General features: G+C 65.9%; 15 protein-coding genes. 9 read left to right on the top strand and 6 right to left on the bottom strand.

Going from position 1 to position 13,900, the window contains the following annotated elements:
* The first annotated feature begins 181 nt into the window (after positions 1 to 181).
* Positions 182 to 1,426 carry an HlyC/CorC family transporter gene (locus tag H6718_33545; GenBank protein MCB9590384.1) on the top strand — a complete coding sequence of 415 codons (1,245 nt, stop codon included), beginning with the start codon at positions 182 to 184 and terminating at the stop codon, positions 1,424 to 1,426.
* Between the two features lie 3 nt (positions 1,427 to 1,429).
* Positions 1,430 to 1,747, top strand: a complete 318-nt coding sequence (locus H6718_33540) for a hypothetical protein (GenBank protein ID MCB9590383.1) — start codon at positions 1,430 to 1,432, stop codon at positions 1,745 to 1,747.
* A gap of 109 nt (positions 1,748 to 1,856) precedes the next feature.
* Here H6718_33540 and H6718_33535 read toward each other — a convergent pair whose 3' ends face one another.
* Both H6718_33535 and H6718_33530 read right to left on the bottom strand, forming a co-directional pair.
* Positions 1,857 to 2,996: a hypothetical protein gene (locus tag H6718_33535; protein MCB9590382.1), complete on the bottom strand. Its 1,140-nt coding sequence runs from the start codon at positions 2,994 to 2,996 to the stop codon at positions 1,857 to 1,859.
* Between the two features lie 330 nt (positions 2,997 to 3,326).
* Complete coding sequence (locus H6718_33530) at positions 3,327 to 3,644, bottom strand: PilZ domain-containing protein (protein MCB9590381.1); 318 nt, start codon at positions 3,642 to 3,644, stop codon at positions 3,327 to 3,329.
* A 113-nt stretch (positions 3,645 to 3,757) separates the two neighbouring features.
* On the opposite strand from H6718_33530, the gene H6718_33525 reads away from it, so the two are divergent.
* The 7 genes from H6718_33525 (at position 3,758) to rpmB (ending at position 9,417) form a co-directional block, all read left to right on the top strand.
* Positions 3,758 to 4,330 (top strand): aminodeoxychorismate/anthranilate synthase component II, encoded by a 573-nt coding sequence (locus H6718_33525; protein MCB9590380.1) that lies wholly within the window; start codon positions 3,758 to 3,760, stop codon positions 4,328 to 4,330.
* On the top strand, positions 4,327 to 5,379 hold the full coding sequence (trpD, locus tag H6718_33520) for an anthranilate phosphoribosyltransferase (protein MCB9590379.1): 1,053 nt from the start codon (positions 4,327 to 4,329) through the stop codon (positions 5,377 to 5,379). The genes H6718_33525 and trpD overlap by 4 nt, the downstream gene beginning before the upstream one ends.
* Positions 5,372 to 6,142: an indole-3-glycerol-phosphate synthase gene (locus tag H6718_33515; protein ID MCB9590378.1), complete on the top strand. Its 771-nt coding sequence runs from the start codon at positions 5,372 to 5,374 to the stop codon at positions 6,140 to 6,142. The genes trpD and H6718_33515 overlap by 8 nt, the downstream gene beginning before the upstream one ends.
* A 54-nt stretch (positions 6,143 to 6,196) precedes the next feature.
* Positions 6,197 to 7,081 (top strand): tyrosine recombinase XerD, encoded by an 885-nt coding sequence (locus H6718_33510; protein ID MCB9590377.1) that lies wholly within the window; start codon positions 6,197 to 6,199, stop codon positions 7,079 to 7,081.
* A 73-nt stretch (positions 7,082 to 7,154) separates the two neighbouring features.
* Positions 7,155 to 7,985 (top strand): N-formylglutamate amidohydrolase, encoded by an 831-nt coding sequence (locus tag H6718_33505; GenBank protein MCB9590376.1) that lies wholly within the window; start codon positions 7,155 to 7,157, stop codon positions 7,983 to 7,985.
* Between the two features lie 155 nt (positions 7,986 to 8,140).
* Positions 8,141 to 9,127 (top strand): hypothetical protein, encoded by a 987-nt coding sequence (locus H6718_33500; protein MCB9590375.1) that lies wholly within the window; start codon positions 8,141 to 8,143, stop codon positions 9,125 to 9,127.
* 62 nt (positions 9,128 to 9,189) lie between these two features.
* On the top strand, positions 9,190 to 9,417 hold the full coding sequence (rpmB, locus tag H6718_33495; protein MCB9590374.1) for a 50S ribosomal protein L28: 228 nt from the start codon (positions 9,190 to 9,192) through the stop codon (positions 9,415 to 9,417).
* 185 nt (positions 9,418 to 9,602) lie between these two features.
* On the opposite strand, the gene H6718_33490 is transcribed toward rpmB, so the two are convergent.
* The 4 genes from H6718_33490 to H6718_33475 form a co-directional block, all read right to left on the bottom strand.
* Positions 9,603 to 10,538, bottom strand: a complete 936-nt coding sequence (locus H6718_33490) for a hypothetical protein (GenBank protein MCB9590373.1) — start codon at positions 10,536 to 10,538, stop codon at positions 9,603 to 9,605.
* Positions 10,535 to 11,242: a DUF72 domain-containing protein gene (locus H6718_33485; GenBank protein ID MCB9590372.1), complete on the bottom strand. Its 708-nt coding sequence runs from the start codon at positions 11,240 to 11,242 to the stop codon at positions 10,535 to 10,537. Before H6718_33485 ends, H6718_33490 begins: the two co-directional genes overlap by 4 nt.
* A gap of 76 nt (positions 11,243 to 11,318) precedes the next feature.
* Positions 11,319 to 12,158, bottom strand: a complete 840-nt coding sequence (locus tag H6718_33480) for a lysophospholipid acyltransferase family protein (GenBank protein MCB9590371.1) — start codon at positions 12,156 to 12,158, stop codon at positions 11,319 to 11,321.
* 218 nt (positions 12,159 to 12,376) lie between these two features.
* Positions 12,377 to 13,702, bottom strand: coding sequence for a tetratricopeptide repeat protein (locus H6718_33475; protein MCB9590370.1), 1,326 nt, complete (start codon positions 13,700 to 13,702; stop codon positions 12,377 to 12,379).
* Positions 13,703 to 13,900: the final 198 nt, after the last annotated feature.

Genomic DNA, 13,900 nt, shown 5'->3' with positions numbered 1-13,900 from the left:
CGGGTTCAGGCACGCCCTGGCTTCGGCAGAGCCCGCCGTGGGTTGCGTCGGTCGTTTGGGGTCCGCTAGATTTTCGGACGAAGAAAGGGGCGGAAGCGCGTTGGACCCGGCTCCACCACCACATCAGGCTCTCAGTTTAGTCGACGTCATTCTCACTCTGATCCCTGCGCTCGCAGCCGCGGTGTTCTCCGCAGCGTCCGCAGGTATGAACGCGTTGACCACGGCCCGCATTGGAGCGCTCGCCGAGAAGCTGGGAGGAGCACGCGGAGCAGCGTTGTTGCGCTATCGCGCGCACGGTTCGTCGATCCGCACGCGTTGGCTCGTGTGTCGAGTGCTCGGCATCGCGGCTACGGCGATCCTGGCTGCGCGTTGGGTGCCCCTCGAAGGGCCGAGGCTCACCCTCGGCGCGACGCTGTTGTCCTTGGTGTTGTACGGGGTGCCAGCGGAGATTTTCCGTGGTCTCGCGGAGCGCACTGCAGAACGCAGCGCGCCACACCTGTTGCGCGTGCTGCGACCCATCGAGCTCTTGATCTCACCGCTGGCGTTGCCCTTCTATCTGCTTGGCCGCATCGCGACGGGCAGCATCGAGCGCCCGACGCAGCAAGAGGGCGTCACGGAGAGCGAAGTCGAGATCATCGTCAAGGAAGGCGAGGAGAACGGCTCGCTTGGGCATGAGCAGTCGGAGATGATCCGCAACGTCCTCGACTTCAGCGATCTGATGGCCGCGGATGTGATGGTTCCCCGCACTCGAGTGACGACGCTGCCCATTGAGTGCCCCCTCGACGAGGTGCTGCGCATCGTGGGCGAAAAGGGCCACTCCCGTTACCCGGTCGTGCGCGACCGCGTCGACAACGTCGTGGGCTTGCTCCACGTCAAGGACCTGATCCGTTTCCTCTCGGATAACAGCCCCGAGGACTTCCGCGTGGAGCATGTGACTCGCAAGCCCATCGCGTTCGTGCCTGAGGGCCAGGCGTGCTCCAGCGTGCTCGCGGACATGCGCGCCGGGCGCCATCACATGGCGATCGTGATCGACGAGTTCGGCGGGATGAGCGGCATCGTCACGCTCGAAGACTTGATCGAAGAAATCGTCGGCGACATCCGCGATGAGCACGACCAGGAGGAGGCACCCATCGTCGACCTCGGCGACGGCCGCCTGATGGTAAACGCCAGTGTGCCGATCGGCGACTTGAGCCGCTACCTGGGCGTCGAGTTCGAAGATGGCGACTACCACTCCCTCGGCGGCTTCATCATCGACCGCCTGGGTCGCGTGCCTGGAGAAGGCTCCATGGTCAGCGAGTTCGGACTCGACTTCATCGTGCGCGAAGCGGACGAGCGCCATGTGGTGAAGGTGGAGATCATCCGCGAGGCGCCCTCTCCCGACTCGCTGATGCCCCGCAGCAGCAGCCGCAGCCAGTCTGCCGCCTGAACGATGGCGAGCCCTCCCTTCGAGCCTGGCGCGACGGCGCGCCAGCTGGTTCAGGCTCGAGTCAGCGAGACCTGGCCAAGCCATGGCATCGGTTCGTGTAGCGTCATCCAGCGCCAGCTGCCGGAGCTCTCGAGCCTGCCGAGCGGTGCCTGGATTGGCGTCACCGGCGGCCAGCGCGAACGCTCGGGGCTGTGGGCGAAGCTCTTCGACCGCGAGCGCGGCGCTCGAGTACACCTCGCGGTGCGCTGCATGGCCCTACAGCTCGCAGGCTACCGCGATGTGTGCGCAGCGGACGATGTGGCCTTCGGCCGCGTGCCTTGAGTCAGCGAAGGTGTGTGGATCCGCGCGGTAAGCGCGGGAGATAACTACAAACGCAATACGGGAGCTGCCTCTCGGCGGCTCCCGTATTGCGCTTTTGGTTCGCTGCGGCCTACTCGGCGTGGGCGCCGATGGCCTTCAGCTGCTCAACCAGAGACTCGCCCAAGCTGATGAGGCCTGGCTTCTCTTGGTCGGCGGTCTCGCCGGTACGCCCCTTGAGGATCTCTTGCATGCTAGCGACCTCACGGCGCAGTTTGGTCATGGTGTCGTTGGGACACACATCGCCCTGACTACCGGGGTCGACTGGGATGATCTGGGGCTCGCCGCCGCCCTTGGTGGGGTCGCCACCGGTGTAGCGCTTGAGCTTGTAGGCCTTCCCGTCCTGCTTGATCTCGAACTCCTTCGGCCAGGTGTAGTCCTTGGCCTTCTTGTCGTTGACCGCAAAGGAGGCAGGCAGCGGCTGCATCACGGCCCAAGGGCCACGGCCACCGTTGCCCATGTAGACGCTCCAGCGCACCTTGGGGTCGGTCTTCTCTGCCAAGAGCTCGGAGATGACCTTCTTGCTGCCGCCAAGGATCGACTGCAGCGCTTCCTTCTGGTCGTTCGCCTCTTGAGTACGGCTCGAGTACTCGACGAGCTGGGTCACGAGCTGCGGTTTGAAGCGGCCGATGTTGGAGCCTGCCAGGTTCGCGCCTGTGAAGTTGATGCGCAGCTCGCCGAGCTTCGACACCTCTTCGTCGGGGAACTTGTTGGAGCCGAGCTTGGTGCCTGCCGCCTGAAGGACGTCCGCGAGCTGACTCGCTTGGGCGTTGGAGTCGTCGATTTCCTTCGCGAGTCGCGCGGCGTCTTCGATCGCCGCCATCGCACCTTGGTTCTTCGCGGTGCGGTCACCGATGGTGAAGCCGAGCAAGCCACCAATCGCAGCGCCCACGACGCCGATCACCACGAGGACGACCTTGCCCTTCTTCTGGGCAGCGACGACCTCCTCGCTCATCTCGACCTTGATCGCCTGGGGCTCAGCGCGCACCGGCGCTTGATCCGCCTCGATCGCTGCGTACGGATCCGACGCATCAACGCGCGGAGCAGGCCGCGAGGGCGCTGACGCAGGAGCCGCGAAGGGCGGCGCGGGCACGCCTACGGGCTTGGGGATCCCCACGGGCGGCGGCACCGCGCTGGGCGCGCTGCCTCCAACCATGGTCTTTTTGCCAAGGCGGGCCTTGAGGTCGATTTTCGGCTTCTTTTCTTCGGCCATTTGGGCTCCTCGCCAGTCAGAGAGCTACTGCGCGAGCACGGGGGGTGCGGAGTGGGTTGGGGAGTACGAAGGACTGGGCCCGAGCGTCCGACCTACGGCGGCTCGGGGGCGCCACAGTACAGGCCACATTACAGCTCGGCAAGATTGAATGCGCGGGCATAAGCGCGCTCCAGTGGGGCGCGTAAGCGGGCGTTTGAAGCGACAATCGAAGAGCAAGAAGGCTTGGGTGCGCTTGAACTCGAGGAGCATCGCATCTGCCCCACACCGCGCGTCAACCAGGTTTCTCGAACGTCTCCTAGAGGCACGACAAGCGCTTCCCTCCCCCCAAAATCAAGCCGCGAGGTAGCGCTCGATACGCGCTCGATCGGCGTCGTCGATGCCGACGAACTCGAGAGCCTGGTCGGCTTGCTCGCTGCGCACGGCTCGTGCCCAGATCCACACGCTCTCCGGGTCGCCGGGTAGCTGCAGCTCAACCGGGAACGCATCGAGCGTGCTCACCGGCTCCGAGAGCCGCAGCACCTTCATGCCTGTACGTGAGAGGTCGACCGACCTGCAGAGGTAGGGCTGTCCCTCGAGGTACTTGTTGAAATAGACGTCGAACGGCTGGCGAGCGGCCGCCCGGCGTTCCGACTGAGTGAGTTCCGGCATGAACGCGATCGTATCGGAGCGCGCCGTAGATTGAGAAATTGCTGAATGCTCCCCGCCGTGTGGTTGCCGCGAGGCGCGTTGACCCGGTGCCTGCTGGGTGCGAGGCTCCGCGCGTGACCGCCATCCTGGTGATCGACAACTACGACTCGTTTACCTACAACCTGGTGCAGTACCTGGAGACGCTGGGCGCGAGCTGCGACGTGCGACTCAACGACCGCATCAGCGTCGAGGAAGTGCTCGCCCACGAGGCGCGTGGCGTCTTGCTCTCTCCGGGGCCAGGCACGCCGGACGACGCTGGCGTCACCCTCGATGTGATCGCCCAAGTCGGCGGCAAGAAGCCGCTCTTCGGCGTGTGCCTCGGGCACCAGTCGATTGGTCAGCACTTCGGCGGCGACGTGGTGCGCGCGAGCCGTCTGATGCATGGGAAGACATCGCCCATCGAGCACACCGGAGTCGGCGTCTTCAAGGAGCTGCCGAATCCCTTCGAGGCCACGCGCTACCACTCCTTGTTGGTCGAGCCGTCGAGCTTGCCCGACGTGCTGGAGGTGACGGCGAAGACCGCAGAGGGGGAAATCATGGGCCTCCGGCACAAAACGCTGCCCATCGAAGGCGTGCAATTTCACCCGGAGTCGATCCTCACGGAACACGGCATGAAGCTGGTCGACAACTGGCTGAGGTCCCTATGACCACTGAAGAACACGTGCGCTTCGCCGATGCATTCCACGAGCTGGAGCGTAGCGGGCCAGGGCCTGGCAGCGTGGAACGCGTCTTCTCGGCGATCCTGGCGGGCGCATGGACACCGGCCCAAATCGCGGGGTACATCGTCGCGCTACGTATCCGCAAGGAATCCGCCCAGACCATCGCTGAGGCCGCGCGCGCGCTGCGCAAGGCGATGATCCCGGTGAATCACGGGCACCGCGTGGTGCTCGATACCTGCGGCACCGGCGGCGACGGTCAGGCAACGCTGAACATCTCGACGGGCGCCGCGATCATCGCTGCAGCTCACGGGCGCGAAACAGGCCGCTTCGTCGTGGCGAAGCACGGCAATCGCGCGGTTTCGAGCCGCTCCGGTAGCGCTGACGTGCTGGAGTCTCTCGGCATCGACCTTGGCGCTGGCGACGAGATCGCGACCAAGCTCCTCGACGAAGTCGGTATCGCCTTCTTGATGGCTCCGAACCACCACCCGGCGATGCGCTTCGCAGCGCCCGTGCGCCGGGAGCTCGGCGTGCGCACGGTGTTCAACTCCCTGGGTCCACTGGCGAACCCAGCGCGCGCGACGCATCAGCTACTGGGCGCCTACGCGGACGACTTACTTCCAATCCTCGCGGAAACTCTGAGTAGTCTAGGCAGCGAGCGCGCCTGGGTGGTGCGCAGCCAAGATGGCCTGGACGAGCTGAGCCCGTTTGCGCCGACCCGCGTCGTGGCTCTCGACCAAGGGAAATTGCAGGAGTTCAGCGTTTCGCCCGAGGACTTCGGCCTGGAGAAGAGCGCTCCAGGCGCGATCGACGGCGGTGACGCGAGCTTCAACGCCGAGGTGTTGAGGCGCGTGATTGGGGGGGAGGTGCACCCTTCTCGCGATGCGTTCCTCTTGAACGCCGCTGCTTCCCTGGTGGTCGCGCTGGGGCTCGAGCCGCGCGCCGCTACCGCTGCGGCTCGCGCGACCCTCGACTCAGGCGCCGCACGGAAACTCTTGGAGAGCTGGCAGGCGCTGTCCAAGGTCGGCGGCCATGGCTAGCGGAGTGCTCGACGGCATCCTCGCGCAGAAGCGCGAAGAGATCGCACGCATGCAGGCAGCACCAACGCCTGCACCCGGCCCTTTGCCACGACCGCTCCAGCTTGCGAGGCGCGGCGGACCGCTGCGCTTGATCTGCGAGATCAAGCGTCGTTCGCCCTCCGCTGGCGAGCTAGACCAGACGCTCTCCGTCGTGGAGCGCGCCGGGCGTTACGCTGCGAGCGGCGCCGATATGCTGAGCGTGCTGACGGACGAACGCTTTTTTGGCGGTTCATTTGCGCACATCCAGCAAATCCGCGCGGCAACCCCCGAGGTCCCCATCCTGTGCAAGGAGTTCATCCTCGACGAGATCCAGCTCGACTACGCGCGGCACGCGGGGGCTGACGCAGTGCTGCTCATCGTGCGCTGCCTCGGAGAGCGGACCGCTGAGCTCCTGAGGGCTGCGCGGGCGCGCGGCTTGGGCGCGCTGGTCGAGATCGTGGACGAAGCCGAGCGGAGCATTGCGCTCGAAGCCGGCGCTGACTTCATCGGGGTCAACTCCCGCGACTTGGACAAGCTGAACATCGACGTGGGGCGCGCCGCTCGGCTGATCGACACGCTACCGCCGCATGTGGTGGCCGCGCAGTTGTCTGGGTTGCGTAGTGCGGAGGATGTGCGCGCCGTCGCGGAGGGACGCGCCGACGCCGCGCTGATTGGCGAAGCGCTGATGCGTCAACCGGATCCAAGCGCACTGCTTGGTGCAATGCGCGAAGCCGCGGACGGCTGAGCCTCAGCTGCCGCTAGTTCGCGAAGTGGCGGCTCCTCGGGTTAGACTGCGTGAATGCGCTGGGACGCGCTCACGGATCTCTACCTGGACCACTTACGAGTGGAACGCGCGCTCAGTCGCCACACGGTGGCGGCGTACGCCCGCGATTTGACCAAATGGTGCAGCTTCGCGGCAGAACAAGGCCGAGACGAAGCCGAGCAGGGCGATCTGAAGCTAGTCGCTGAGTGGCAGCGCGCGCTGCACCTCGGCGGCCTGGGGCCGCGCAGCAGCGCGCGCCACCTCTCGGCTTTGCGAGGCATGGCTCGCTTCGCCATTCGAGAAGGCGTGCTGCAGCACGACTTCACGGCACTCGCGACGCGCCCCAAGGTACCTCGCCCCCTACCCCACCCGCTGACGGAGAGCGAAACGCTGGAGCTACTGGATGCGCCCGATGGGTCGACGCCGAGCGGACTGCGCGACCGTGCAATGCTCGCGCTGGCTTACGCCGCGGGGCTCCGGGTGTCCGAGCTGGTGAGCCTGCGTCTCGGTGATCTGGACCTGCAGCGAGGCGTAGTCAGCGCCTTGGGCAAAGGCAACAAGCGTCGCCTGGTTCCCATCGCGGATCTCGCGCTCCAGCGCCTCGCGGAGTACCTCGCAGCGCGCAAGGCGCGTCCGCGCGACGGTGACTGGGTGTTCATGTCGCCCCGAGGCGGCGCCCTCACCCGCCAAGCGTTCTGGAAGATCGTGCGCCGCCATGCGCTTTCCGCGGGGCTCAGCCAACGGGTGCATCCCCATCAGCTGCGCCACTCCTTCGCGACCCATTTGCTGCGCGGCGGAGCCGACTTGCGCAGCGTCCAGACGTTGCTCGGTCACGCAGACGTCTCGACCACCGAGATCTACACCCAGGTCACCCGCGATCACGTGCGCGAAGCGCATCGCCGCAGCCATCCCCGCGGCTGACCGCGAGAAAGCCTTCAACTCTCGAGTTGGGGAGTGGTAGGGCGAGTCCCCCTCGGCTAAGGATCCAAGCTCTGTGTCGTCGCTCATCGCCCGCTTCTGTGTGGAGGAACCCACCACCACCGAGACACCCGTCGTGGTGGAGGTGCCCCATGCCGGGCTGCAAGCGACCGCCGAAGAGCTCAACACGTTGATCGCGCCAGCCGGCGCGCTGGCTCGCGACGCCGACTTGTACGTTGACGAGCTATACGCCGACGCCACCAGCGCCGGAGCAACGCTGATCTATTCACGGGTCAGTCGTTACATCTGTGATTTGAATCGCGCGCCTCAGGACATTGACGCGCTCGCCGTCGTGGGCGGAAGGGCCCCAGCAGCTCCTCACGGCTTGGTCTGGCGAAGCACCACGGATGGCACCCCCGCGTTGGTGCGTCCCCTCACGGCTCCAGAACTCGAGCGGCGCCTCGACGAAATCTACCGGCCCTACCACGATGCCCTTGGACGACTGCTTGAGCGCAAGCGCTCCCAGTTTGGCTACGCGATCTTGCTTTGCGGCCACTCAATGCCCAGCCGTGGCCGCCCGGACGCCCTGGGCCGAGCGCCCGAGCGCGCCGATGTGGTTCCTGGCAGCCGCGGTGGCACCAGCGCGCACCCCAGCGTGATCGACCTAGCGGAGCAAATCGCACGTGGGCAGGGCTTCAGCGTCGCTCACGACGATCCGTATCGGGGTGGCTTCTCGACTGCACACTACGGTCGACCAACCGTCAATGTGCACGCCCTGCAGATTGAGCTCGCCCGGCGGCTCTACATGGATGAGCGAACCCTCGCCAGAAAACCCAATGATTTCGAGGCGACCCGCGACTTCTGCAACACCTTGGTGCGAAGTTTGGGCGAGCTTCGCCTGACTTGAGCTGTGCGCGATCGCGCGAAGTCCTTGTGTGAAGCCGCGGAGCGCGCTTAGCTGATGTCACTCCCAGACCCCTTGGGAGTCGCCACGCAGCCTGGTTTTGAGTCGCAGCCTGGTTTGAAGTCGCAGTGTGGTTTGAGTCGTTTTGCGCCGCCGCCATGGCAGTCACCAATCCAGCTCCAAAGCGGGGCCCCACTTCGGGGATCCACAGCGCAGCCAAAGCTCGTGAGAAGCCGATGTTGGCGTCGGAAGCGTTGCGGGAAGATCTCGCGCCTTCGGAGCCTGGCAAACGCCAGTTCCGCTTCTGGCTGATCGGCATTGCGTTCGCATTGGTTGGCCTCGGCTTCGCCTTTCGCAACGGCATCGGCAATCCAGAGCTGCGCTGGCAGGCGGCCACGGTCTCCTTCTCTGCTGCGGGTGCGCTGATCGCGACGGCGGTCCTGCCGTTTGGCTACGGGTTGCGTGCAGCGGTGAGCTTCGTCATCGGCATTGGCCTGATGGCAATGGGGCTGAAAGGTAGCGGTCCGCTCAGCGGCATCGCACTGGACGGCGGCTTCCTGCGGGATCTCACGCGGCTCATCACGCTCACCTTGCTGCCGGCCGCACTGCTATTTCGCGCGCACTATCGCGCCTATCGCCGCGCCCGCTACATGCTGGCGACGGCGCTCGTGCTGGCGTTGCCCTTCGTCGTCACGGAAGGTTTGTTGCTGTTCAACCAGTCAGCCGAGTGGGTCACCCGAATTGCCGCGGGGGTGAACGTGCTGATCGTCGTGTGCAGCCTGTTTGGTTTCACCAGCTCGGCGACCAGCGGCGGCGGCTCCTGGTGGGCGATGTTTGTGCTGTTTCTCGTGCCAGTGGAAATCGGGCTGCGCCAGTTCACGCCCCTAGCAGACGCTGAGACGGGCTACCTGCTCTACCCGGCTACGGCGCTCGGCGTGCAGTGCGCGTCCATGCTCGCGGCGCTGGGGCTGTTCCAGGTGGTTGCGGCGCGGTTTGGTCCCCATGCTCGGGACACCAGCCTGCCCCCGCCGACGAAGCTCACTCCAGTGCCCGTAGGTCCGAAGCCAGAGGCTGAGCTAGCAGCGCCTCATCCGCACCCCGCGCCCGCAGCAGACGCCCCCAAAGCGCTCCGCCAAACCCACTGAACAATTTTTGTGTGGGCGCGCTTGAACAGCCGAAACCCTTGAGCTAGGTTCCGCGCCCTCCAATGGCTAGAAGTGATTTTACCGGCAAGCGGCGGATGCGCGCTCGCAACGTTTCGCACTCCAACATCAAGACCCCCCGCTGGCAGCACGTCAACGTGCAGCGTCGTCGGCTGTGGGTGGCCGAGCTCGGTCGCTTTGTGACGCTCAAGCTCACAACCAGCGATCTACGCACGATCGACAAGATCGGCGTGCTCGAGTACGCGAAGCGCCACGGCGTCAAGATCGCCTGAGCGACGCTGCGTTCTGAGCGACGCTGCAGCCAAAGCACGGGCGGCCACTCCCCTGGCGGAGTGAGCCGCTTTTCGTGTTTCCGCAAGAAAGCGAAAATCCGCATTCAGGACGCGCACCCCAGCCCTACGCGCTGACGTCGGAGCGCAAGTGCCCTTCGGATTCGGGGGTGAGGGGCGCCGCAGCGCTATTTGACGCGGTCCACGCGACGGGTGCCAGCGTCTCGAGTCAACATCAGGCTCGGCACGTCCACCCGCGCCGCCGCCGGTTGGGCGACGACCGACGTCACGGCGCCATTCTCCCCGAGCAAAAGGCCGATGGGCGCGGGTGCGCTGAGCGCGCTCCCCGGCTTCACCCGGGGCACGCCGCGCATCACTGGCTGAGCACCAAGCGGCGCCCGTAGGTCGAGGCCCTCTAGCATCGGCCCCTCGGCGCGCTGAAAGCTGAGCGCCGCGAACCCGCCGTGGACATCGATTGCCAGGACGACTCGGGTGTTTTCGCTCGGCGCCGCGAGCGCTTCGTCTGTGACCCACGGTGGCTCTTGGACGCGTCCGCACTCGGCGTCTCGAACCGACAGCGGAACGTCCAGGCCCTGCTGCGGGACCAGATCCTCGATGGAGACCACGCCGCCTTCCGTCGGCCCCGCCAGCAAGGTGAAGGCGCGCGCGAACAATGGGTCGCGCAGGGCGTTGCCGCCGAGCTGTTTGACGCGCTCGAGGGCATCGATGCGCGCGCCCTCTTTCTTCGCGATCTGCAGCGCAGGCCGCAACACGGTGCTCATGCTGGTGCCTGCCTGGTACGCGCAAGCCACCGCGGCGGCTGCCAGGCCGCAGGGAATAGCAATCCGTGCGGCAACGGGAACTTCGGCCTCGTTGATGAAGCCGCGGGGCCGCTTGACGCCAAGCCCTGGCTGGCGGAGCCGCCCATCGAACGCGCGACCACCCGTGCCCACTCCACCAAGAATGATGGTAACAGGCGAAAACAAGCCTTCTTCGCTCTTCGCAGCCGCCGCAAAGAAGCCGGCGAGGCACGCCCCAAGGGCGCTCTGGCCGGCACTCAAGGCCTCCGCTGCAACCTCATCAACCAGCGCGTCGTTCGCGCATGAGAGGGAGCGACGACTCACTCTTCCTCTCCGTCGTCGTCTTCGTCATCCACTTCGACGCCATCGAACTCGGCCCAGGCCCCAGCGTCGCTCAACAACTCGTGGCGCAGTCCCTTGGCCAGGCTCTTGGCGCTCGCGCCTTCCACCACCACGAACGCCTCCTCGGCATCCGCGAGGCGCTCAGCAATGCGATCTGCCGCGCCGCTCGTGATACGACCGCCCGCCCCCAGCGCACGCACGCGGGAGTAGATCACGTCGGTCGCGGCCGCGGCCTCGAGACTCAAATCGGCCACCAAAGTCATGCTGTGCTCGGCGCAGAACTCCGCGGCCTGTGCGGGCGCCCAAGGGCCGCGAGGCTCCCAGGCAACTCGCACGCCCCACGACTTCGCTTCCTCCACCAACTTGAGCAAGCGCTCGCGGCCGCGCGCACTGGGGGTCACGCCTGGGCCCGTCTGAAGCACGAACCACTCGGCTTCGAGAGAGGCGATTGCACGCTGCGTGTACGCCCGTGCCTTGTCGTGCTCCTCCCCTGGCTCGAGGCTGAGCAACGCCTTGGGTGACAACACGCTGAACACGAAGTCTTCAGGTACGGACACCTTCCACTCGCGCAAGCGCGGCGGACGCGGGAGCGTGCCGACGTCGGCGCGCAGCTCCAGCAGGTTGAAGCTCTGTGCGTAGCGCGCGAGCTTGCCCATCAGGGCTGCTTGACCGATGCATAGGCGCATAAGGTCGCGAGTTGTGCCAAAGACTCCCGCGCCGCGCCAGCTCAGAGCGGCTTTTCAGCTCGAGAGACGCGATTCCTCAGCGCGTGGGCGCGTGGTCCCGAGGCGCGAAGTCGAACCACTGCGTGGGGTAGCGACGGATCCATTCGAGCAGAACGCCGAGCATCCGTTCGCGCTCTGCGGCCAAGTCACTCCGCGCCGCGCGCCGCGGGTAGCGCCGAGGCGCCTCGATTTGCAGGCGATAGTCGAATACGCCCGTGCGCGCCGCAAACACCGCGACCAGTGGCGCTCCCGTGAGCGCGGCGAGCCGGAAAGGACCTTCGGGCACGCTCTCTGGCAGCCCAGAACTCTCAAAGCGGTCGAGCTGAAACGCCAGCGCTCGGCCCGGGCCGAGCGCACTGCGGAGGTTCAGCGCCTCGAGCGGATCGCCGCCTACGTGGAGCACGCGCACGCCACCACTGGCCCGCAAGTCATCGTGGAACGCTCGCGCCGCGCCGTCGCGCTCTCGACGCATCACGATGCTGACCTCGAGATCCCGGCGCCGCGCCAAGAGCGGCGCCGCCGCATCCCAAGGGCCCACGTGCGCCGTCACGAGGATCACGCCCCGCCCGTCTGACAGTGCGTCATCCAGGTGCCCCGCTCCCTCGACGTCGACCCGTGGGCTCACTTCACGCCCAGCAGCCAACGCCATGCCCTCGGCCAAGCACGCCGCGTAGCTGGCGAATGTGCTGAGCGTAGCGATTCGGGAGCGTACCCCAAGCGTCGCCAGGTTCGCGGCGATGTGGCGACGTTGCTCCGGCATCAGCGCGGCGAAGGCGACCCCGATCAGCGGAGGACTGTAGCGAAGCCACCAGTCGGGACCGTGACGCGCACCGAGCAGCGCCAAGCGCCGCAAGCTAAGTGAATCCGCAGAGAGCACGGGCCTATCGTCTATTCGCAGCTTCCGCCGCGATTTTTGGGGGGGAGGAGCGCCGCATGCCTCCAACCAGCAACGCGAAGCACCGCAACTACTCGAGCCACGCAGCTTCATCAAGGACCGTCAGAGGCGCTGTGGGCGGTGGGCGCTCGCGACTCACGTCAAGAACCAGGAGCACTAGCGATGGCGACTCAACTGCTAGCCGCTTTGACTCCAAGGCACTACTTCAGCGCCGCCAGCTTGCGCTTCACGTCCGCCTTGTCGACTGGGCCCTGGGCGCTGAGCGCTCGCTTGTAGGCAGCGCGAGCGGGCCCCTTGTCCTTTTGAGCCACAGCGGTGTCCCCAGCGATCACCCACGCGGGTCCCCACTTCGGGTACTCCTGAGTCGCGCGCTCCGCAAACGCGCGTGCAGTCGTAGGTCGATCGTGCTCGAGACAAGCTTTCGCCGCGTGAACCAAGGGCCGAGGGTCCTCGTGAGCGTAGCCGTAGGCAAGCTCATAGGCTTCGATGGCCACGTCGATATCGCCCAGCGCTGCCAAGGCATCCGCCTCGAGCAGCTTGGCCGCCGCGTCGTTCTTCACCAGCTTCTGCGCTGCCTGAGCTGACTTCAGCGCCGCTTGGTGTTCTCCCTTTTCGAGCTCCACGCGCCCGAGCGCAACTCGCCAATCGCTCCGCTTGCTGTCGAGCTTCAGCGCTTCCGTCAGGCTCTTCTGCGCGTCGTCCAGCTTCTTGAGCGCGAGCAAGGAGACCCCCCGCCCAGCCAGTGCCTCGCCGTAGGTCGGCCGAATCTTCAGCGCCGCAGCGAACAGCCCTTCGGACTCGCTGCCGGGCTTCAAAGCTTCACCCAGCTCCACCAGCACCTCAGGCACGTCCCCGTCAGCCTTCATTGCCGCACGGAACGCCGCGACGGCCTTGACACGGGGCTTGTTCTCTTTGACGTAGAGCTGTCCCAGCTCGTAGTGCGCCTCGTATCTGGCAGAGTTCGCAGCGATCGCGCCCGCCAGCGTGGTTTCAGCTTCGTCCGGCTTTCCGGAGAGCTTCTGTGCACGTCCGAGCGCCACCTTCGCGTCATAGCTTCCGGCGTCCGCGGCGACGGCCTTCTCGGCCTCCTCTAGGGCAAGGCTGGCACGCTTCCACATCAGCTGCGCTTCCGCGCGGCAGACCCGAAAGGTGACCTCATTGCCCTTTAGACCGGCGCACTCCTTGAGAGCACGCTTGTACTCGCCTTGTGACTGCAAGCTACGCGCGGCTTCCAGGCGCAGGCTAGCGCTGCTCGGGGATGGCCGAAGATAGGCCTTGCGCAGCACCTGGTACGACTCATTGAAGAGCCCAGCCCGACGCAGCGCTATCCCCAACTCGAGGGCTTTTTGCGGGTCTTTGGGCTGAGCTTTCGCGGCGTCTCGCAGCTCCTTTTGACTGTACGACCAGAGCTGTACGCCGTTCAAACCAGCTGGGCTCGCGGCTGCGGATACCGCTCCTACGCCCATGCCGAGGGCCAGCGTGAGTAGGCTCACGATCAGCTTGCGGGGGTGGGATGAAGTAAGCATGGGGTCTCCACGAGGCAGCTTCAAAGCCTTGGGGCTGTGTGTTGGACGCAAACCGCCCAGAGAATCATCACTTTGCCAAAGGCGCAGCCCTTTCACTACCCCTTCTGCGCCCAACATCGGTCTTTCGAGGTGATTCCGCACGCGATCGGAGCCTCTCGGTATGTGAGATGCAGGGTGGTGTGTGGCGGAGCTGAGGAG

The sequence above is a fragment of the Polyangiaceae bacterium genome (genome assembly GCA_020633205.1).
In the GTDB taxonomy this organism is placed as follows: domain Bacteria; phylum Myxococcota_A; class Polyangia; order Polyangiales; family Polyangiaceae; genus JAHBVY01.
The sequence above is the reverse complement of the archived record's forward strand: the minus strand, read 5'-3'. Positions and strand labels throughout refer to the sequence as shown.

Excerpts from the sequence above, each read along its gene's own strand:
- H6718_33485 (MCB9590372.1), bottom strand. The coding sequence starts at position 11,242 with ATGCGCCTATGCATCGGTCAAGCAGCCCTGATGGGCAAGCTCGCGCGC.
- H6718_33515 (MCB9590378.1), top strand. The coding sequence starts at position 5,372 with ATGGCTAGCGGAGTGCTCGACGGCATCCTCGCGCAGAAGCGCGAAGAG.
- H6718_33500 (MCB9590375.1), top strand. The coding sequence starts at position 8,141 with ATGGCAGTCACCAATCCAGCTCCAAAGCGGGGCCCCACTTCGGGGATC.
- H6718_33510 (MCB9590377.1), top strand. The coding sequence starts at position 6,197 with ATGCGCTGGGACGCGCTCACGGATCTCTACCTGGACCACTTACGAGTG.
- H6718_33530 (MCB9590381.1), bottom strand. The coding sequence starts at position 3,644 with ATGCCGGAACTCACTCAGTCGGAACGCCGGGCGGCCGCTCGCCAGCCG.
- rpmB (MCB9590374.1), top strand. The coding sequence starts at position 9,190 with ATGGCTAGAAGTGATTTTACCGGCAAGCGGCGGATGCGCGCTCGCAAC.
- trpD (MCB9590379.1), top strand. The coding sequence starts at position 4,327 with ATGACCACTGAAGAACACGTGCGCTTCGCCGATGCATTCCACGAGCTG.
- H6718_33540 (MCB9590383.1), top strand. The coding sequence starts at position 1,430 with ATGGCGAGCCCTCCCTTCGAGCCTGGCGCGACGGCGCGCCAGCTGGTT.
- H6718_33475 (MCB9590370.1), bottom strand. The coding sequence starts at position 13,702 with ATGCTTACTTCATCCCACCCCCGCAAGCTGATCGTGAGCCTACTCACG.
- H6718_33535 (MCB9590382.1), bottom strand. The coding sequence starts at position 2,996 with ATGGCCGAAGAAAAGAAGCCGAAAATCGACCTCAAGGCCCGCCTTGGC.